The organism is Nocardiopsis prasina DSM 43845 (genome assembly GCF_000341265.1).
Classification (GTDB): domain Bacteria; phylum Actinomycetota; class Actinomycetes; order Streptosporangiales; family Streptosporangiaceae; genus Nocardiopsis; species Nocardiopsis prasina.
This window is the reverse complement of the sequence record NZ_ANAE01000079.1, coordinates 16,987-35,529: the sequence shown is the minus strand read 5'-3', so window position 1 is coordinate 35,529 and position 18,543 is coordinate 16,987. Positions and strand designations below refer to the sequence as shown.

19 protein-coding genes and 1 riboswitch are annotated in these 18,543 nt (G+C 70.4%); of the genes, 9 read left to right on the top strand and 10 right to left on the bottom strand.

The genetic code is table 11. The features are described from left to right. Nucleotides 1-2: 2 nt before the first annotated feature. From D452_RS27650 to D452_RS0103745, 3 genes are all read right to left on the bottom strand, one after another. Entirely contained in the window at nt 3-1,445 is a 1,443-nt protein-coding gene (locus D452_RS27650) for a short-chain fatty acyl-CoA regulator family protein (RefSeq protein WP_017542815.1), read from the bottom strand. Between the two features lie 105 nt (nt 1,446-1,550). Beyond that, complete coding sequence (locus D452_RS0103750) at nt 1,551-1,739, bottom strand: DUF397 domain-containing protein (protein WP_026128944.1); 189 nt, start codon at nt 1,737-1,739, stop codon at nt 1,551-1,553. 8 nt (nt 1,740-1,747) lie between these two features. After that, nucleotides 1,748-2,566 carry a helix-turn-helix domain-containing protein gene (locus D452_RS0103745; protein ID WP_017542813.1) on the bottom strand — a complete coding sequence of 273 codons (819 nt, stop codon included), beginning with the start codon at nt 2,564-2,566 and terminating at the stop codon, nt 1,748-1,750. 325 nt (nt 2,567-2,891) lie between these two features. Here D452_RS0103745 and D452_RS0103740 point away from each other — a divergent pair, with 325 nt between their 5' ends. The 3 genes from D452_RS0103740 to D452_RS31225 all read left to right on the top strand — a co-directional run bounded on the left by D452_RS0103740 (nt 2,892) and on the right by D452_RS31225 (nt 4,338). After that, entirely contained in the window at nt 2,892-3,302 is a 411-nt protein-coding gene (locus tag D452_RS0103740) for an ATP-binding protein (RefSeq protein ID WP_026128942.1), read from the top strand. 516 nt (nt 3,303-3,818) lie between these two features. Further along, nucleotides 3,819-4,082, top strand: a complete 264-nt coding sequence (locus D452_RS0103735) for a type II toxin-antitoxin system prevent-host-death family antitoxin (RefSeq protein WP_204366594.1) — start codon at nt 3,819-3,821, stop codon at nt 4,080-4,082. Between the two features lie 130 nt (nt 4,083-4,212). Then, complete coding sequence (locus D452_RS31225) at nt 4,213-4,338, top strand: type II toxin-antitoxin system RelE family toxin (protein ID WP_017542810.1); 126 nt, start codon at nt 4,213-4,215, stop codon at nt 4,336-4,338. An 80-nt stretch (nt 4,339-4,418) separates the two neighbouring features. Here the strand turns inward: D452_RS31225 and D452_RS29405 are convergent, their stop codons facing one another. Then, a complete protein-coding gene (locus D452_RS29405; RefSeq protein WP_017542809.1) occupies nt 4,419-4,586 on the bottom strand; it encodes a type II toxin-antitoxin system HicB family antitoxin in 168 nt (55 codons plus the stop codon). 213 nt (nt 4,587-4,799) lie between these two features. On the opposite strand from D452_RS29405, the gene D452_RS0103720 reads away from it, so the two are divergent. From D452_RS0103720 to D452_RS0103700, 5 genes are all read left to right on the top strand, one after another. Next, entirely contained in the window at nt 4,800-6,308 is a 1,509-nt protein-coding gene (locus D452_RS0103720; protein ID WP_026128940.1) for an MmgE/PrpD family protein, read from the top strand. Then, entirely contained in the window at nt 6,308-7,201 is an 894-nt protein-coding gene (gene prpB, locus D452_RS0103715; RefSeq protein WP_017542807.1) for a methylisocitrate lyase, read from the top strand. Before D452_RS0103720 ends, prpB begins: the two co-directional genes overlap by 1 nt. Nucleotides 7,202-7,216: 15 nt before the next feature. Further along, on the top strand, nt 7,217-8,353 hold the full coding sequence (locus D452_RS0103710; RefSeq protein WP_017542806.1) for a bifunctional 2-methylcitrate synthase/citrate synthase: 1,137 nt from the start codon (nt 7,217-7,219) through the stop codon (nt 8,351-8,353). Between the two features lie 219 nt (nt 8,354-8,572). After that, nucleotides 8,573-9,607, top strand: a complete 1,035-nt coding sequence (locus D452_RS0103705; protein WP_017542805.1) for a methyltransferase — start codon at nt 8,573-8,575, stop codon at nt 9,605-9,607. A 136-nt stretch (nt 9,608-9,743) separates the two neighbouring features. Next, entirely contained in the window at nt 9,744-10,919 is a 1,176-nt protein-coding gene (locus tag D452_RS0103700) for a beta-1,3-glucanase family protein (protein ID WP_017542804.1), read from the top strand. A gap of 85 nt (nt 10,920-11,004) precedes the next feature. On the opposite strand, the gene D452_RS0103695 is transcribed toward D452_RS0103700, so the two are convergent. The 6 genes from D452_RS0103695 to D452_RS0103670 all read right to left on the bottom strand — a co-directional run bounded on the left by D452_RS0103695 (nt 11,005) and on the right by D452_RS0103670 (nt 16,948). Then, nucleotides 11,005-11,511, bottom strand: coding sequence for a hypothetical protein (locus D452_RS0103695; protein ID WP_152498519.1), 507 nt, complete (start codon nt 11,509-11,511; stop codon nt 11,005-11,007). A 136-nt stretch (nt 11,512-11,647) separates the two neighbouring features. Then, complete coding sequence (locus tag D452_RS0103690) at nt 11,648-12,067, bottom strand: hypothetical protein (protein ID WP_017542802.1); 420 nt, start codon at nt 12,065-12,067, stop codon at nt 11,648-11,650. A 189-nt stretch (nt 12,068-12,256) separates the two neighbouring features. Beyond that, nucleotides 12,257-13,192, bottom strand: coding sequence for a 3-hydroxyisobutyrate dehydrogenase (gene mmsB / locus D452_RS0103685; protein ID WP_017542801.1), 936 nt, complete (start codon nt 13,190-13,192; stop codon nt 12,257-12,259). Further along, entirely contained in the window at nt 13,189-14,310 is a 1,122-nt protein-coding gene (locus D452_RS0103680) for an enoyl-CoA hydratase/isomerase family protein (RefSeq protein WP_017542800.1), read from the bottom strand. Before D452_RS0103680 ends, mmsB begins: the two co-directional genes overlap by 4 nt. Beyond that, the gene (locus D452_RS0103675) at nt 14,310-15,452 is read right to left on the bottom strand and encodes an acyl-CoA dehydrogenase family protein (protein ID WP_017542799.1); all 1,143 of its coding nucleotides are present in this window, start codon (nt 15,450-15,452) and stop codon (nt 14,310-14,312) included. Before D452_RS0103675 ends, D452_RS0103680 begins: the two co-directional genes overlap by 1 nt. Beyond that, nucleotides 15,449-16,948, bottom strand: coding sequence for a CoA-acylating methylmalonate-semialdehyde dehydrogenase (locus D452_RS0103670; protein WP_017542798.1), 1,500 nt, complete (start codon nt 16,946-16,948; stop codon nt 15,449-15,451). Before D452_RS0103670 ends, D452_RS0103675 begins: the two co-directional genes overlap by 4 nt. Continuing rightward, nucleotides 16,946-17,093, bottom strand: a riboswitch (adenosylcobalamin (AdoCbl) riboswitch). (Overlaps the previous gene by 3 nt.) 152 nt (nt 17,094-17,245) lie before the next feature. On the opposite strand from D452_RS0103670, the gene D452_RS0103665 reads away from it, so the two are divergent. Then, nucleotides 17,246-18,538 carry an MFS transporter gene (locus D452_RS0103665; RefSeq protein ID WP_017542797.1) on the top strand — a complete coding sequence of 431 codons (1,293 nt, stop codon included), beginning with the start codon at nt 17,246-17,248 and terminating at the stop codon, nt 18,536-18,538. Nucleotides 18,539-18,543: the final 5 nt, after the last annotated feature.

Genomic DNA, 18,543 nt, shown 5'->3' with positions numbered 1-18,543 from the left:
CGTCAGCGCGGGTCGAGCCCGACCCTGTCCGCGTGGTCCGCGACCGGGTAGGGCGAGACCGTGCTGGAGTTCTCGTTGACCAACAGGGAGCGACCGGCCGGGGGGAACGCCCGCTGCGGACAGGCGGGGCGTTCGCAGACCTTGCAGCCCAGGCCGATGGGGGTGGCAGAGCCCGGGTCGGCCAGGTCCAGGCCGGTGGCGTAGACGAGCCGGTTCGCGTGCCGGAGTTCGCATCCCAGACCGACCGCGAAGGTCTTGCGGGCGGCCCTGTAACCGCCGTATCCCCTGGTCACCGTGCGCGCGACCCAGAAGTAGGAGCGGCCGTCGGGCATCTGGGCGATCTGCCGTTGGATGACGCCCGGGGCGGAGAAGGCCGCGTAGACGTTCCACAGCGGACAGGTACCGCCCGAGCGGGAGAAGTGGAAGCCGGTGGCGGACTGGCGCTTGGACATGTTGCCCGCCCGGTCCACGCGCACGAACGAGAAGGGCACGCCCCGCTGCCGGGGTCGTTGCAGGGTGGAGAGGCGGTGGCAGACGGTCTCGAAGCCCACGCCGAAGCGGTCCGCGAGCAGCTCGATGTCATGGCGCTCGGCCTCCGCCGCCGACTGGAACTCGCGGTAAGGGAGGATGAACGCGCCCGCGAAGTAGTTGGCCAGGCCGATCCTCGCCAGCCGGACCGCCTGATCGGTGGTGAGCTCCTCCCCCTGGGCGAGCTCGTCCAGGAGGGGGCCGTGTTCGAGGAAGGCCAGCTGGGTGGCGAGCTGGAAGGCGCGCTGACCGGGGCGCAGGTGTGCGGCCAGGGTGAGGACCCGCCGCTCGGAGTCGAAGACCCGGTTGCGAGCGCCCTCGTTGCCGGGGGCCTCACTCTCCACCCTGACGCCGTGCCGCTCCTTCAGCAGACGCGCGAGGACGATGTGGGCGCGGCCCGGTTCGACACCCTGCTGGGTGGCGAGTTCTTCGGCGCGTTCGTCGAGCTCGCCCACGTAGTTCTGGCGTTCGTAGAAGAAGTCGCGGACCTGCTCGTAGGCCATGGGCGCCACGGACGACTCCGCGCCGTCGCGGCCCTCCGCGAGCGCGGCGGCCTGCCCGGAGACGTCCCGGTACCGCCGGTGCAGGTCCACCAGGACCCGGGCGACGGAGGGCATGGCGGAGGCGAGTTCGTCGAGTTCGTCCGGGCTCACCTGGTCCCCGGTGGGGACGTCGGTCAGGGCCTCCCGGAGCTCGGCGATCAGCCGCGAGGTGTCGCTGGTCGCGAAGAAGCTGGGATCGACCCCGAAGGCCTCGGTGATCCTCAGCAGGACGGGAACGCTCAGCGGGCGCTGGTTGTGCTCCATCTGGTTGAGGTAACCGGCGGAGATTCCCAGCTCACGTGCGAGCTCGGACTGTTTGAGCGAGTGTTCCTGCCGCAGCCTGCGCAGCCGTGGACCCGCGAAGACCTTGCGCACTGTGCCGCCCCTTCCGTCCCCGCCAGGCTAACCCGAAGGTGTCTCACCAGGCGTTAGCAGGCTTAGCGGGGATGGAAGGGGGTCTTAGCTCGTCTCAGCAGTAGTTCAGCGCTTGAGGGTGTTCAGCAGGGTGGCCCACTCGCCGCTCACAAAGGAGAGGTGGCCCTGCTCCCGGTGCTGCGTGTCGCGAACCAGGACGTCCTGCCCTTCCGCGACCTCCACGCAGTTGCCACCTCCGCTACCGGAGTAGCTTGACTTGTGCCAGGCCGTCTTCTCGGCCTTGTTGAAAGCCACCTTGTGCCTCATCCTTCAAATCGTTCACTGCGGATGCGCTGGATGCGCTTGACGGATTCCTCTTGGCTGAGCGCCTGGCTCTGTAGGCGCTGAAAGATACGCGCGAAGAGATCGACCTCTTGGTCCTTCTCCAGGTAGAGGGCTCCTGTCCGGTACTCGATGAGTGCGATGTCCTCGAAGCTGACGTTGTCCAGCAGGTCGGGGAACTGCATGAGCACGAAGCTGCTTCCCGTCACTGGGTGAGCACCGGCCTCAAAGGGGAGCACTCTGAGATCCACGTTGGGCAGCTCGGCGCACTCCAGAAGGTGGCCAAGCTGCTCAGACATGATTTCTGCGCCGCCAACAGCGCGGTAGAGCGCGCTCTCGTTGAACACCGTGTCGAACTGAAGGGGAGTTTCTTCAGTGATCCGCTTTTGGCGCTGCATCCGTACGGTGACGTGGCCCTCTACCTGCTCGTCCGAACCAGCGTCGATGTCAGCGGCAAGGATGGCACGCGCGTATTCCTCGGTCTGGAGCAGCCCAGGAATGACACCGTCCTCGTAGTTGGACACGGTGTGAGCTTCGGCTTCCAGCCCGACATAGGACTCGAACCACTCGGGGATCTCCTGATGGCGATGCCACCAGCCGAGTTCCTTCTGGCGGGCCAGCGCGACGAGCCTGTCACGGTCCTCCACGGAGAGCCCGTAAAACTCGCTGAGCACGTAGACGACCGGCACCGGCCAGGGGTTCTCGGCCTTCTCGTACTTGGTCAGCGTGCCGGGGCTGATGTCCGCGTGCTGCGCCGCCGTTCCGCTCTTGATGCCCGCGCGGAGCCGCGCACGCTTCATGACTCGCGCGATGGTGCGCCGAGTGACGCCTGCTGGACTCTGCCCCACCAATGACCTCCGGAAGTCGGGAGGTGTCCAGTTTGACGCATCCCACACCCCCGGGCCAACTTCCCGCAATCCGTTCTCGGGAAAATTTCCCCAGCATCTATTGCGAGAAGGTCGCTCTCCGTGGATACTTCTAAGCGTAGGGCGATCACACGAGAGTGGATGTTGATTCGAAGGAGAAGTCATGGTCAGTGGTCGGATACCTGGGCCTCGGCGACCCGGTGGTGGGGTGGGACGGTCGTCCGCGCGATGGGGTTACTTCGGTGGCAACCCCAAGGACGTGGCTCTGGCACGCGAGTGGTTGTTGCGCAACGCCCGGCTCCAGGACGGGAGCGGGTTCTGGGTCGAGCTGGTGCTGAGTGAACTGGCGACCAACGCCGTGCAACACACCGCGACCGGAGAGCCGCACGGCCGGATGGGGATCTCCTTCGAACTCCTGGGGAACCAGGTCGCGCTGATGAGCGTGGTCGACCAGGGACCCCGGCTGCGCGGCGGCGTGAAGATGCCCCAGGTGGTGGACCGTCAGCCCGGTGAGATGCACCCGGGCGGCCGGGGGCTGTGGCTGGTGGACCGGATCGCCGAGTACTGGTGGTGGGAGGGCCGACGCGGCTTCCCGCTGGAGATGCGCGCGATGGTGCGGCTGGACCGGGAACCGGACCTGGGGGAGAGCTGGCTCGCACTTGCCAGCTAGAAGGCACGCCTGTTCGGCCTGGTCAGGCACACACAAAACCGGGCACACAGCAGAACGCCCCGGGGCGGCGCTACCAACACCGACCCCCGGGGCTGATCAACCACCTGACCAAGACAGGGAATCGACTGTGCAGAACTCTACTGGTGGACGCCACCGCAGGCCCCGGATTTCGATGACCTCGCGACTGTGGTGGATGTTCGCCTCGACGGTGGCGTGGGCGCTGTGCCAGGTGATCGGCGCCCCCACCCGAACCGAGCCCCTCCGCCGCGACCGCGTCGCACTGTCCCCGGCACCCCGAAGGCCGGAACTGACCCACCACCGGGGACCACTTCCCCGCCCGGAACTCACCGTCCACAGCGACCTGCCAAGCGGCTTGATGGAACTCTGGCCAGAGCACCACCGCACGGGCTCCCTCGTCCGCCCCTACATGCCCCGAGTACAACGCAGGCCAGCGTGAGCCTGGAGAGTTCGCGAAACTCCACGTGGACCAAGCGTGCCATGTGCACCATCGGTTCCATGAGTGAGATGCCGGTGGAGTCCATCCGCCAGGTGCGTGACCACATCGCCGACGTAGTCGATCGTGCGGACCGGGAGGCGCCGACCGTCATCACGAGACGCGGGAGAGAGATCGCAGCGGTCGTCCCGATCGGACTCCTGCGCCGCTACCAGCAGCTCGAAGAGCAGGAGATCATGCGCATGATCAACGAGCGCATGAGTAACCCCGAACCCGGGATCCCCATGGAACAGGTGATGGCGGAAATCCTGGAAGGCCCTGAGTGAGCTACCGAACCGTCTTTCGGCCTGAAGCCCGCTCCGAACCGCGAAAGCTGCCAAGGAATGTGGCCATGGCGATATTCCGAAAGCTCACCGATCTGGAGTCGGACCCCTTGGGGGGTACGACACAACCGCCTTGGTCGGAAACCCTGAGGTCAGGCGACTGCGAGTCGCGGACTACCGAGTGATCTACACGGTGGAAGAGGACCAGTTGATCATCTGGGTGGTGCATGTTGGCCATCACTCCAGCGTGTACGAGTAAGCGAATCCGCCAGGACACAAGGGCACCGCGAACCCGCTGGCGAGCGGCGCCCGCAGCTCGCCGGAGCAGCTCTCAGGCACCTACTGGTCACCCTCGAAGTACAGCTCCAGGGCTTCGGTGAGCGCGTCCAGGGCCTCCTGCTCGGTCTCGCCCTGGGAGGCGACTTCGACGTCCACAGCGCGAGCCACGTAACCACCGGCTTCGTGGTCGGGTGTCACCGTGACGGCGAGGTGCAGTGTGCGGTGCATATAACGACTGTACCGGGGTGACGTTAGTTAGTGCATTAACTCAGCAACTCTTGACCCTACGCGCCTCCCACGCTTGAAGTGGCCTCAGCCGACTTGGCCGACTTAGCGAAAACACACCCCTCGGTTAGCACGACTCAGCAGGTTTCGGGCCTTCCACCAGGCATTTCCCCGTGCGAACCTCGGCTGCACAGATACCGCGTCGAGGGGATGAACATGGTGCAGCACCGCGTCCGGGTCCACCGGAGCTCCGAGGGGCCCGCCAAGGAGGAGCAGCTGGCCCACCGGATCGCGTCCGTGGCGACCGACCCGGTCCGGGTCGAACCCGCCGTGGTGGAGATGATCGGCAACCGGATCATCGACAACGCCGCCGTGGCCGCCGCCTCACTGCGCCGCCGTCCCGTCCGCAGCGCCCGGGCTCAGGCCACCCGGCACCCTCTGAACCCCGGCGCGGCCGTCATGGGCACCCCGTCGTCCACGCGGGTCTCCCCCGAGTGGGCGGCCTGGGCCAACGGGGTGGCCGTCCGGGAACTGGACTTCCACGACACCTTCCTGGCCGCCGACTACTCGCACCCCGGGGACAACATCCCGCCGATCCTCGCCGTCGCACAGCACCTCGGACGGGACGGCCGTGACCTGGTGCGCGGCATCGCCACCGGCTACGAGATCCAGGTCGCGCTGGTGAAGGGCATCTGCCTGCACGAGCACAAGATCGACCACATCGCCCACCTGGGCCCCTCCGCCGCGGCCGGGATCGGCACGCTCCTGGAACTCGACACCGAGACCGTCTACCAGGCCGTCCAGCAGGCCCTGCACGTCACCACCACCACGCGCCAGTCGCGCAAGGGCGAGATCTCCAGCTGGAAGGCGTACGCCCCCGCGTTCGCCGGGAAGATGGCCGTGGAGTCCGTGGACCGCGCCATGCGCGGCGAGGGCGCCCCCTCCCCCGCCTACGAGGGCGAGGACGGCTTCGTCGCCTACCTGCTCAGCGGCCCGGGGGTCGAGTACGTGGTCGAACTCCCCGCACCGGGTGAGGCCAAGCGCGGCATCCTGGACACCTACACCAAGGAGCACTCGGCCGAGTACCAGAGCCAGGCCCTCATCGACCTGGCACGACGGCTGGGCCCGAAGGTCGGGGACACGTCCCGGGTCCGCTCGATCACCATCCACACCAGCCACCACACGCACTACGTGATCGGCACCGGTTCGGGCGACCCGCAGAAGATGGACCCCACCGCCAGCCGGGAGACCCTGGACCACTCCATCCCCTACATCTTCGCCGTCGCCCTCCAGGACGGCGAGTGGCACCACGAGCGCTCCTACTCCCCTGAGCGCGCCCAGCGGCCGGACACCGTGGAGCTGTGGCACCGCATCAGCACGGTGGAGGACCCGGAGTGGACCCGCAGGTACCACGCCACGGATCCGAACGAGAAGGCCTTCGGAGGCCGCGTGGTGGTGGAGATGGCGGACGGCTCCGTGATCGAGGACGAGATCGCGATGGCCGACGCCCACCCGCTCGGTGCCCGCCCGTTCACCCGCCCGGACTACGTCGCCAAGTTCCGCGCCCTCGCCGAGGGGGTCGTGTCCAAGGACGAGCAGGACCGCTTCCTGGGCCTGGTGGGACGCCTGCCCGAGCTCACCGCCGACGAGGTGCGTCAGCTGTCCTTCGCGGAGGACACGGCCACCGCGCCGAGCGACCTGCCGACCTCGAAGGGGATCTTCTGATGTCGCAGTCCACCACGTCACCCAACGCCAGGCGGCGGCTTCTTCGGGAGGGACTCGCCTCGGACCGGCTCCTGCGGGTTCCCGGCGCGATGAACCCGCTCACCGCCGTCCTCGTCCAGGAACTCGGCTTCGACGGCGTGTACGTCTCCGGCGCCGTGATCGCCGCGGACCTCGCCCTGCCGGACATCGGCCTGACCACCCTCACCGAGGTGGCCGGGCGCGGGGGCCAGATCGCCCGGGTGACGGACCTTCCGACGATCATCGACGCCGACACCGGGTTCGGGGAACCCATGAACGCCGCCCGCACCGTGCGGTCCCTGGAGGAGGCCGGGCTGGCCGGGTGCCACCTGGAGGACCAGGTCAACCCCAAGCGCTGCGGGCACCTGGACGGCAAGACCGTCACGGACACCGGCACGATGGTACGCCGCGTCCGGGCGGCGGTGAGCGCCCGCCGAGACGAGGACTTCGTGATCTGCGCGCGCACCGACGCGGCCGCCGTGGAGGGCCTGGACGCCGCGATCGAGCGGGCGAAGGCGTACGTGGACGCCGGAGCCGACATGGTCTTTCCCGAGGCGATGCGCGGCCCGGCGGACTTCGAGGCCTTCCGCAAGGCGGTGGACGTGCCCCTGCTGGCCAACATGACCGAGTTCGGCAAGAGCGAGCTGCTCACCGTGGAACAGCTGGAGTCCCTCGGCATGGACATGGTGATCTACCCGGTCACCAGCCTGCGCCTGGCCATGGGCGCCGTGGAGGACGGACTGCGCACCCTCCGCGACGAGGGCACGCAGGCGGGGCTCGTGGACCGCATGCAGACGCGCGCCCGCCTCTACGAACTCATCGACTACGCCTCGTACAGCGCCTTCGACGACGACGTCTACAACTTCAGGATCTGAACGGATGTGGTGAGCATGACCGACACGGCGATCCGCAAGGGACTGGCCGGGGTGGTGGTCGACACCACCGAGATCTCCATGGTCGACGAGGCCTCGAACTCGCTGACCTACCGGGGCTACCCGGTGCAGGACCTGGCCGCCTCGTGCACGTTCGAGGAGGTCGCGTACCTGCTCTGGTACGGGGAGCTGCCCACGTCGGGCCAGCTGCGCGAGTTCACCGCCCGCGAGCGGGCCAACCGCGCCCTGGACCGGCACACCCTGGACCTGCTGCGCCGTCTCCCCGAGACCGCGCACCCCATGGACGTGCTGCGCACCGCCATCAGCTACCTGGGCGCGGACGACCCCACCGAGGACGACAACTCGGTCGAGGCCAACCGGGTCAAGGCGGAGGCCATGATGGCCAGACTGCCCACGGTGGTCGCCGCCGACCACCGGCGCCGTCAGGGTCTGGACCCGATCCAGCCGGACCCGGGCCTGGACTACGCCGAGAACTTCTTCCACATGTGCTTCGGGGAGGTGCCGGAGACCGAGGTGGTGCGCTGCTTCGAGGTGTCGATGATCCTCTACGCCGAGCACAGCTTCAACGCCTCCACGTTCACCGCCCGGGTCGTGACCTCGACTCTCTCGGACATCTACAGCTCCGTGACGGCCGCGATCGGCGCCCTGAAGGGATCCCTGCACGGGGGCGCGAACGAGGCCGTCATGCACATGCTCCAGGAGATCGGTTCGGCCGACCGCGCCTCCGACTGGCTGGACACCGCCCTGGCCGAGAAGCGCAAGATCATGGGGTTCGGGCACCGCGTGTACAAGCACGGGGACTCCCGGGTGCCGACCATGCGCGAGGCGCTGGACCGGATGGCCGCGCTCAAGGGCGCCGACGAGCTCATGGAGCTGTACGAGGCCCTGGAGACGGCGATGGTGGAGCGCAAGGGCATCCACCCGAACCTGGACTACCCGGCGGGCCCCGCCTACCACCTGATGGGGTTCGAGGTCCCGACCTTCACGCCGCTGTTCGTGATGGCCCGGATCACCGGGTGGACCGCGCACATCCTGGAGCAGCAGGAGGCGAACGCGCTCATCCGTCCGCTGAGCAGCTACACGGGTCGCGAGCGCCGTTCGGTGCCGCTGCCCGCCCAGCGGCTGGCGGGCTGACCACCCGCCGCGCCACCGACTGACCCGGCCCGGTCTCCCTCGGGGCCGGGTCAGCGGCGTGCGGCCGGCACCCGTCCGGGTGCGGTCGGTCTCGGGCGCTCGTGGGGCGGGCCCCGGATCGCCACGTGTGGGGAGATTGCGCCCATGGAGACGCCCCGCTCTGGGTAGTGTCCGGAGGAGCCGAGGAGAAGACGGCCCGAGTTGTCTGGAGCGTGCCCGATGAGCGCAGAGCGTGGGGAACACGGGAGCACCGAGGAGGCCAGGGAGGCGTCCGCACGTCTTTGGTCGCTGGCCAGCCCGGTCACCCCGATGGCGATCCGGGCGGTGGCCACGCTGCGGGTCGCCGACCACCTGGCCGAGGGGCCGCGCACGGCGGCCGAACTCGGCGCCGCGGTCGGGGCGGACCCGGACGGCCTGTCGCGGGTGCTGCGGTACCTGGTCAAGGAGGATCTGTTCACCCTGGAGGGGGACCGGTTCGCGCTCACCGCCGTGGGGGCGTCCCTGCGGTCGGACCACCCGTACTCCCGGCTCGGCTGGTTCGCGGGGGACGGGGCGCACGGACGCGCCGACCTCTGCCTGTCCGAGCTGGCCGAGGCGCTGCGTACCGGCCGGAGCGCCTACTCCCTGCGTTTCGACGGCTCGAACTTCTGGGAGGACCTGTCCGCCGACCCGGAGCTCTCCCGTTCGTTCGACGAACTCATGAGCGCCCGGATGGTCAACCACTCCGGGACCCTCGCGGAGATGTACGAGTGGCAGGCGCTGGACCACATCGTGGACGTGGGCGGCGGGAACGGATCACTGCTGATCACGCTGCTGGAACGCTTCCACCGGCCGCGCGGGACCGTGGTGGACCTGCCGGGTCCGGTGGCGGCGGCGCGAGCCAACCTCCGGGAGGCGGGTCTGGCCGACCGCGCCGACGCCGTCGAGGGCAGCTTCTTCGATCCGCTGCCGGTGACCGGGGACGCCCTGGTGCTCGGCTGGATCCTGCACGACTGGGACGACGCGTCGGCCGAGGCCATCCTGCGGCGGTGCGCGGAGGCGGCAGGTCCGGCCGGGACCGTGCTGGTGGCCGAGCACGCCGCCGAGGACGTGGTCAGCGAGCTGGACCTGCGGATGCTGGCCTTCTTCCAGGGCCGGGAGCGCGGCGCCGACGAGCTGGCGGCCCTGGCCGAGCGGGCGGGGCTGTCGGTCGCGGGGAGCCACCGGCACAGGGGGGTCGCTCTGATGGAGCTCACCCCCGGACACCCCATGTGATCTACATCACACGCAACTTCGTCACCACGGGTAACGTGATCGCCACGCGAATCCGCCCCACTGACCCCGTTGACGCGGACACCCCCGGCCTGGCTCCATGGTGCGCACCTCTTCACACCCGCTACTGAGGAGTTCCATGATCAACCGCAGGCTCTTCCTGGGCGGCGCCTCGATCGCCGTCGGGGCTCCCCTGCTCGGCGCGACCGGTTGCGCCACCAGGCCCCAGAACATCGCCCCCGTCTCGGACTCGTCCAACCTGGGAGCGCTCCCGGTGAGCGTCACCAACAACAGCGGACGTTTCGGGGACGACGAGGTCCTCGTGTACGTGGTCGGCACCGACCTCGTCGACGACGTCCACTGCTGGGTCGACTCCGACGGCACGCCCCACCCCGTCAGCGTGGACGACAACACCGACGACGGCTACACGGACTACTCGATCCCCCTGGGCGCCCTCTCCGGCATGACGCTCCCCTACATGTCCGGCCGGATCTACTTCGCCATGGGAGGCAAGCTCGGCATCCGGATCGTCGAGGACGGAGACGGCAACCCCGCCCTCCAGCTCCCGGCGGGCTGGGTCGAGGACGACCACGGCTTCGACGTCCTGCACGACTCGGTGGAGTTCACCCACAACGAGGACGGCATGTTCTGCAACACCTCGATGGTGGACCAGTTCAGCGTGCCGATCGGCATCCGGCTGACCGGGAACGAGGACCAGAGCACCGGCTTCCTCCTGCCCGGCGGCCGCGACGCGATCTTCGAGACCCTCGCCGCCGACCCGGACTTCTCGTCCCTGGTCTACGACGGCCACCGGATCATCGCCCCCGGTCACGGGCTCGACGCGGGGATCTTCCCCACCGACTACTACGACCCGTACGTGGACCAGGTGTGGTCGCACTACGCGGGCACCGACCTGAGCGTCACCACCAACGCGGGGACCTTCACCGGCCGGGTCCAGGGCGACGAGCTGCTGTTCGACGGCGGGGTCTCGCCCATCCCCCGGCCCAGCACCCGTGACGTGCTCTTCTGCGACGGCGCCCTGGCCGCGCCCAACGACGGGATCACGGGCCCCGTGGCGGCGATCGTGGGGGCGGCGCTCAACCGCGCCACCCTGCTGGACCACGCCGCCCAGCCCACCAACGACCCGGCCGAGTTCTACCTGGCCGACATCGCCAACCGTTACGCCGGGACGTTCCACGAGCACACGGAGGACGGCAAGGCGTACGGTTTCGCCTTCGACGACGTCGAGGACTTCGCGTCCTACATCCAGGACCACGGCCCCTCGGGGCTGGAGATCACCCTGACGCCGTTCTAGGACGCCGCCGGAGCGGCACCACGGACGCGCGCCCCGGCCACCCCGGCCTGATGGGAGCCGGAGGTGGCCGGGGCGCGCACGCGTGTCAGGGGGTCGGGGCCGGGGCGTCCGGTACCGGAGGCTCCGCCCTCGGAGGGTCCGCGTCCGGAGCGGCTGCCGGAGGGGCCGCCTCCGGAGCCGCGCCCGTCGCCCGCGACCGGTACCAGTTCCGGGCCGACCGGCTCTCGTTGAGCGCCAGGTACAGCAGGCCGACCGCGATGTCGAAGAGCCCGGTGACGTCCAGGACCAGCAGTAGCACAAGCCCCGGCAGCAGGTACGACGCCGCGACCACACGCACGCACCACCGCTGGGCCCGACCTCCCCGGCTCAGGGACGCCGCGACGTACGCCTTGACCAGGAGCATGACCGCAGTCGACAGCATGAGCGCGATCGAGGCGGACCGGCCCATCCCCGTCTCCTGGTGGATCTCCTCCTCCGTCATGACCGAGAACCCGATCAGGGAGAGGACGAGCCCCATCGTTCCGAAGACGACCATGATCCACAGGATGTTGCGCAGGGCTCTGAGCGCCAGGGGCATGCGGCTCGTACTCATGGGGGACTTCCTGGTGAGAGGGCGGCGGGCCTCGGACCGGGCCCGTCCTCGCCGGGTCTGGATCCTAGCGACCGGATCGGACGTTCCCCACTCGGGATCCACCACCAGGGACACCGCCCCGGCGCCGACCCGGTCACTAGCCCCGGAGGGGGGCCGGGTTCTCGGTCTCCTCGTACCAGCGCTTGGCGGACTCGCCCTCGTTGAGGACGAGGACGACGACCATGAGCACGAGGCCGACGATTCCGCTCTCCCCGCTCAGCATGTTGATCAGCGCGGAGGCGACTCCGACCCCCACCACCACGCGCACCAGGGTCCGGGTGCGGTACCCGCCCCGGCCCAGGGTCGAGGCCACGTAGGCGTAGAAGGCGGTCGTCGCGGCGGCGACGAGCATCAGGAACCAGAAGGTCCCGGAGCTCACTCCGGTGGCGCTCTCCAGCTCCCCGGAGCTCACGGCGCTCACGCCCACCACGGCCAGCAGGAGGGCGAGGCCCGCGATGGCGGACATGATGAAGAGGATGACCTGGATGGCAGTGAGAGCGCCGGGTTTGGGGTTCATGGGGGATTCAGCTCCACGCTGGGGTGACGACTGCCCGGGACACCGCGTCCCGAAGCCTGACTCTCTGTGAGACGCCACCCGGCAGGCCGTGGTTCCTCCCCGTGTGACCGACTTCGGCCACAGTGCACCCGACGTCGGACGGCCCGGGTGCCCGTTCCCTCGGGTCACCCGGGCCGCCTTTGGCCCCACTCAGTCCGAGACGGCCTCCGGGGCCGACCGGCCGGAGCGCTCGCGCACGGACTCCACGATCGCGGAGAAGTCCCGGGGCTCCCCGTCCAGACCCTCGACGAAGGTCCGGTAGACCTCCGCCGCACGGGCGCCGATGAGCGCCTCCACCCCGGTCTGCTCCAGGGCGCTGGCCGCCAGACCCAGGTCCTTGGCCATCAGCGCGGCCGCGAAGCCCGGCCGGTAGTCGTTGTTGGCCGGGCTGGTGGGCACCGGTCCCGGGACCGGGCAGTAGGTCGTGAGCGACCAGCACTGCCCGGAGGCCGTGGACATCACGTCGTACAGCGCCTGGTGGGTCAGGCCCAGCCGCTCGCCCAGCACGAACGCCTCGCTCACAGCCAGCATCGAGGCGCCCAGCACCATGTTGTTGCAGATCTTCGCCGCCTGGCCGCCGCCGGGGCCGCCGCAGTGCACGGCCTTGGCGCCCATCACGTCCAGCAGCGGCCGCACCGTGTCGAGGTCGGACTCCTGCGCTCCGACCATGAAGGTGAGCGTCCCGCCCTCGGCGCCCGTCACGCCCCCGGAGACGGGGGCGTCCATGGCCCGGTGCCCGGCCTCGACGGCGGCGGCGTTGGCCGTTCGCGCGTCGGCCACGTCCACCGTGGAGCAGTCCAGGAAGAGCGTGCCGGGACGGGCGGCGGCCAGCAGGCCGCCCTCGGCGTCGGAGCCGCCCTGGTAGGCGGTGAGCAGGTGGCGGCCGCTCGGCAGCATCGTGATGACGACGTCGGCACCGGCCACCGCCTCGGCGGCGGACCCTGCGACCCGGACCCCGGCGCCCGAGGCGCGCTCCAGCGCCTCGGGGACCAGGTCGTACCCGGTGACGTCGTGCCCCGCCGTGACGAGGTTGGCTGCCATCGGCCCGCCCATGTTGCCGAGCCCCACGAAGGCGATCGCGGTCATCGGGCACCTCCGGTGCCATCGGTCACGGCGACCGGTTCGGCGAGGCCGACCGGTCCGTCCGGAGCGGGATCGAAGGCACGGTCGACGTCGGCGTCGTCCACCTCCGCGAGCGTGGCCGGGGACCACCGGGGGTTCCGGTCCTTGTCGATCACCTGCGCCCGGATGCCCTCCGCGAGATCGGGCCAGGCCAGCGCGGCCGTGGACACGCGGTACTCCTGTTCCAGAACCTCCTCCAGGGTGTCCAGGGCCCGGGCCCGGCGCAGCGCCGCCAGGGTGGTCTTCACGGCGGTCGGCGACTTGGTCACGATGGTCTCGGCCGCCTGAGCCGCCTCGGGGTCGCCGTGGTCGCGCAGCCGCGCCACGATCTCCTCTGCGGTGTCCGCGGAGTAGCAGGCGTCGATCCACCGGCGCCGGGCCTCCAGGGGCGCGGCCGGGACGATCTCGGCGAACCGGCCCACGGCCTCGGTGACCTCGGCCTCCGTACCCGCCCGCGTGAGCGCGGCGACGAGGTCGGGCAGCCGCTCGGAGGGCACGTAGTGGTCGGCCATGCCCGTGTACACGGCGTCCGCGGCGCCGATCGGCGTGCCGGTGAGCGCCAGGTGCGTGCCGGTCTCGCCGGGCGCCCGCGACAGCAGGAAGGTTCCGCCCACGTCCGGCACGAACCCGATGGTGGTCTCCGGCATGCCCACCTTGGAGCGCTCGGTGACCACACGGACGCCGCCGTGCGCGGACACACCCACGCCGCCGCCCATGACCACACCGTCCATGAGGGCCACGTAGGGCTTGGGACAGCGGGCGATCCGCGCGTTGAGGTGGTACTCGTCCCGCCAGAAGTCGGCAGCCTGCCGGTCACCGTTCACCGCGCTGGCCCGGATGGCGCGGATGTCGCCGCCCGCGCACAGGCCGCGCTCCCCGGCGCCGTCGAGCAGCACCACCGACACCCCCTCGTCCTTCTCCCAGGAGGTGAGGGCGTCCGCGAGCACCCGGACCATCGCGTGGTCCAGGGCGTTGATGGTGCGCGGCCGGTTGAGCGTGGCGCGGGCGAGCGTGCCCTCCACGCGCAGCAGCACCGTCGCGTCGTCCGGGGTCGGTTCCCCGGGGGTGGTCACGCCGGTCATCAGGCGGCCCCGGTGAGTCGTCGAGCGATGATGAGGCTCATGATCTCGTTGGTTCCTTCCAGGATTCGGTGCACCCGCAGGTCGCGCACGATCTTCTCAATGCCGTACTCCGTGAGGTAGCCGTACCCTCCGTGGAGCTGGAGGGCCTGGTCCGCGACGGTGTACCCGGCCTCGGTGGCGAACCGCTTGGCCATCGCGCACAGGTGCGCGGCCTCCGGGTCACCCTCGTCCAGGGCGCTGGCGGCCCGCCACAGCAGGGAGCGGGCGGCCTCCAGGTCGGTGGCCATCTCCGCGAGCCGGAACTGGAGCGCCTGCGCGTTGATGAGCGGGGCGCCGAAGGCCTCCCGGCTCCCCAGGTAGGCGGTGCTCCCCTCCAGGGCGGCCAGAGCGCCCCCGAGCGAGCAGGCGGCGATGCCGAGGCGCCCGCCGTTGAGCCCGTTCATGGCGATGCGGAAGCCGTCGCCCTCGGCCCCCAGGAGACGGTCGGCGGGCAGCCGGACCCCGTCCATGAGGACCTGGCGGGTGGGCTGGGCGTTCCAGCCCATCTTGGCCTCGTTGGGGCCGAAGGACAGCCCGGGGTCGTCGCGGTGTACGACGAACGCGGAGATCCCCGCGGCGCCGTCACCTCCGGTGCGCGCCATCACCACGTACACCTCGGAGACGCCCGCCCCGGAGATGAACTGCTTGGAGCCGGTGAGGACGTAGGAGTCCCCCTCGCGGACGGCACGGGTGCTGAGCGCGGCGGCGTCGGAACCGGCGCCGGGCTCGGTGAGGCAGTAGCTGCCCAGGGTCTCCATGGAGCACAGCCCCGGGAGCCAGCGGGCGCGCTGTTCGTCGTCGCCGTAGCGGTCGACCATCCAGGCGACCATGTTGTGGATGGACAGGTACCCGGCCAGGGACGGGCAGCCGGTGGCCAGGGCCTCGAAGACGAGGGCACCGTCGAGCCTGGTCAGGCCGGTGCCACCGGTGTCCTCTGAGACGTAGAGGCCGCCCATGCCGAGTTCGGCGGCCTTGCGGAGCACGTCCACCGGGAAGTGCTTGGTCTGGTCCCAGCCGACGGCGAAGGGTGCGAGGTGTTCGTCGGCGAATGCGCGCGCGGTCTCGGCCAGCGCGCGCTGTTCGTCGGTGATCGCGGAGGTCATCGGACGACCGGGATCGTGAACTCCGCGCCCTCCTTGACCCCGGAGGGCCAGCGCGAGGTGACGGTCTTGGTACGGGTGTAGAAGCGGACGGAGTCGGGTCCGTGCTGGTTGAGGTCACCGAAGCCGGAGCGCTTCCAGCCGCCGAACGTGTGGTAGGCGACCGGGACCGGGATGGGCACGTTCACGCCGACCATGCCGGTGTTGACGCGCTGCGAGAAGTCGCGGGCGGTGTCGCCGTCCCGGGTGAAGATGGAGACGCCGTTGCCGTACTCGTGCTCGCTGGGCAGCCGCAGGGCCTCCTCGTAGTCGGCCGCGCGCACCACGGTCAGCACGGGACCGAAGATCTCCTCCTTGTAGACGCGCATGTCGGAGGTGACGCGGTCGAACAGGGAGGCGCCGGTGAAGAAGCCGTCCTCGTGGCCCTTGACCTTGAGTCCGCGGCCGTCGACCACCAGTTCGGCGCCCTCCTCCACCCCCAGCCCCACGTAGGCGTCCACGCGGTCCAGGGCCTCCCTGGACACCAGGGGCCCGAAGTCGGCCTCGGGGTCGTCCGAGGCGCCCACGGTGAGCCCGGCGATGCGTTCGGTGAGCTTGGCGACGAGGGCGTCGGCGGTCTCCTCGCCCACGGGGACGGCCACGGAGATGGCCATGCAGCGCTCACCGGCGGACCCGTACCCCGCGCCGATCAGGGCGTCGGCGACCTGGTCGAGGTCGGCGTCGGGCATGACGATCATGTGGTTCTTGGCCCCGCCGAAGCACTGGGCGCGTTTGCCGTGCGCGGTGGCCGTGGAGTACACGTACTCGGCGATCGGGGTGGAGCCGACGAAGCCCACGGCGGCCACGCGGGGGTCGGTGAGCAGGGTGTCCACCGTCTCCTTGTCGCCGTTGACCACGTTGAGCACGCCCGGCGGCAGGCCCGCCTCCAGGAAGAGTTCGGCCAGGCGGAGCGGGACCGAGGGGTCGCGCTCCGAGGGCTTGAGGATGAAGGCGTTCCCGCAGGCCAGCGCGGGCGCGGCCTTCCAGAGCGGGATCATCGCCGGGAAGTTGAACGGGGTGATGCCCGCGACCACGCCCAGGGGCTGGCGCAGGGAGTGGACGTCGATCCCGGCCCCGGCGTTGTCGGTGAACTCGCCCTTGATCAGGTGCGGGATGCCCGCCGCGAACTCCACCACCTCCAGTCCGCGCTGGAGGTCGCCGTGCGCGTCGGCGACGGTCTTGCCGTGCTCGGCGGACAGGGCCCGGGCGAGGGACTCGCGTTCGGGTTCGACCAGCTGGAGGAATTTGAGCAGGACCCGCGCCCTGCGCTGGGGGCTCCAGGAACCCCATTCGACCTGCGCCCGCTCGGCGTCGGCGATGACCGCCTCGGTCTCCGCCCGGTCCGCAAGGGGGACCCTCGCCTGGACCTGGCCGGTGCTGGGGTCGTACACGTCGCCGAAGCGGCCGCTCCGCCCCGGGACGTTGGTGCCATGCACGAAATGCGTCAGCTCGCTGACCATGCGTGTTCGCTCCATCCTCGTGGACCACACGAATCTCCGGCCGCGAGCGGTGGCCTGACTTCCGGGTGTTCTGCCCGGTCACAGTGGCGGGACCGCGCTGGATTCGCACCAGCTTCCCCGCTCCGCGGCTCCCTCACCATATAGTTGGACGTCCTACTAAATCCAGCCCCCTCGCGCTCCCGATCCCCCGCGCATCCCCCGGATGTGGCAGGGGAGCGGCGGGTTAGCGTGGGGCCGTGTGCCGGTGCCCCGCTCGGGAACCGCCCGATACACCGGCGTGCGGAAGGCCGGTCCCCCATGTCCGACTCCACGACCCGGGCGTCGGCGGCACCGCTCGGCGGTCGCTTCTGGGCCTTCTGGTCCGCGTCCCTGGCCTCGAACCTGAGCGACGGCGTGGCGATGATCGCCGTGCCCTGGCTGGCCTCCTCCCTGGCCCCCGACAGCGCGGCCCTGGTGGCCGCCGTCGCCACCGCCGGGCGGCTGCCCTGGCTCCTCCTGGCGCTCCCCGCGGGCGTGCTCGTGGACCGCCTGCCCCGGTTCACCCTGATGGTCTCCGCCAACACGCTGCGACTGCTGCTGTGGGCGCTGCTGGCCCTCGTGGTGTTCTCCGGCTGGGCCTCGGTCCCCCTGCTCGCGGCCTTCGCGTTCTGCTTCGGCGCCCTGGAGGTCTGTTACGACACCGCCGCCGAGACCACCGTGACCGCGCTCGTGCCCCGGGAGTCGTTGGAGCGCGCCAACGGGCACGTCCGCTCCGGGGCGATCGTGGCGCAGGAGTTCGCCGGGCGCCCGCTGGGGGGATTCGTGCTGACCCTGGGCCTGTTCGTGCCGTTCCTGTTCAACATCGTCGCGCTGCTGGTGTCGGTGGTCGCGCTCCTGAGGGTCCGCGCGACCTCCCCCGCACCCGTCGGCGCCGGACTCGCGGAGGGCCCCGCTCCCAGAGCACCGAGCGGACCGCGCGGGGTGTGGGCGGACGTGGCCGAGGGCGTGCGGGCCCTGTGGGATCAGCCGCTGCTGCGCGCGGTGGCGGTCATCGCGGTGTTCGTGAACACCGCCTACGCGACCCTGCTCTCCACCCAGGTGCTGTTCGTCCGGGACACGCTGGGGCTGGGACCGTCCGGGTTCGGCCTACTCATGGCCTTCGCCGCGATCGGCGGGGTGCTCGGCGGGCAGGTGGTCTCCTGGCTGCGCTCCGTCCTTCCGCACGGGACGCTGCCGACGCTCTGCCTGGCCGGGAGCGGGCTGCTCTACTCGTTGGTGGCGCTCCTCCCCCTCACCCCGGTGGTGGCCGGGGTGTACTTCCTCAGCGGCGGCCTCGTCCTGGGCTACGCGGTGGCGATGACGTCGATCCGTCAGCGCGTCACCCCGGACCACCTGCTCGGGAGGGTGAACGCCGCCATGCGCACGGTCAGCTGGGGCATGAGCGCCGTGGGCATGGCGGCGGGCGGTGTCCTGGTGGCCGCCCTGACCCCCGCCCTGGGCCAGGCTGACGCGCTCCGTGCCCCCTACGCACTGGTGGGCGCGGTCAGCCTGGCGGTGGTGGCGTGCTTCGGCCGACGGCTCGTCGGTCTGGTGCGTGAGCACGACGTCTGAGCCAC

Coding starts and splice junctions, on each gene's coding strand:
- D452_RS0103675 (WP_017542799.1), bottom strand. CDS start 15,452: ATGACCTCCGCGATCACCGACGAACAGCGCGCGCTGGCCGAGACCGCG.
- prpB (WP_017542807.1), top strand. CDS start 6,308: ATGTCGCAGTCCACCACGTCACCCAACGCCAGGCGGCGGCTTCTTCGG.
- D452_RS0103680 (WP_017542800.1), bottom strand. CDS start 14,310: ATGACCGGCGTGACCACCCCCGGGGAACCGACCCCGGACGACGCGACG.
- D452_RS0103700 (WP_017542804.1), top strand. CDS start 9,744: ATGATCAACCGCAGGCTCTTCCTGGGCGGCGCCTCGATCGCCGTCGGG.
- D452_RS0103670 (WP_017542798.1), bottom strand. CDS start 16,948: ATGGTCAGCGAGCTGACGCATTTCGTGCATGGCACCAACGTCCCGGGG.
- D452_RS0103745 (WP_017542813.1), bottom strand. CDS start 2,566: ATGAAGCGTGCGCGGCTCCGCGCGGGCATCAAGAGCGGAACGGCGGCG.
- D452_RS0103710 (WP_017542806.1), top strand. CDS start 7,217: ATGACCGACACGGCGATCCGCAAGGGACTGGCCGGGGTGGTGGTCGAC.
- D452_RS0103690 (WP_017542802.1), bottom strand. CDS start 12,067: ATGAACCCCAAACCCGGCGCTCTCACTGCCATCCAGGTCATCCTCTTC.
- D452_RS0103665 (WP_017542797.1), top strand. CDS start 17,246: ATGTCCGACTCCACGACCCGGGCGTCGGCGGCACCGCTCGGCGGTCGC.
- mmsB (WP_017542801.1), bottom strand. CDS start 13,192: ATGACCGCGATCGCCTTCGTGGGGCTCGGCAACATGGGCGGGCCGATG.
- D452_RS0103735 (WP_204366594.1), top strand. CDS start 3,819: ATGAGTGAGATGCCGGTGGAGTCCATCCGCCAGGTGCGTGACCACATC.
- D452_RS0103720 (WP_026128940.1), top strand. CDS start 4,800: ATGGTGCAGCACCGCGTCCGGGTCCACCGGAGCTCCGAGGGGCCCGCC.
- D452_RS0103695 (WP_152498519.1), bottom strand. CDS start 11,511: ATGAGTACGAGCCGCATGCCCCTGGCGCTCAGAGCCCTGCGCAACATC.
- D452_RS29405 (WP_017542809.1), bottom strand. CDS start 4,586: ATGCACCGCACACTGCACCTCGCCGTCACGGTGACACCCGACCACGAA.
- D452_RS0103705 (WP_017542805.1), top strand. CDS start 8,573: ATGAGCGCAGAGCGTGGGGAACACGGGAGCACCGAGGAGGCCAGGGAG.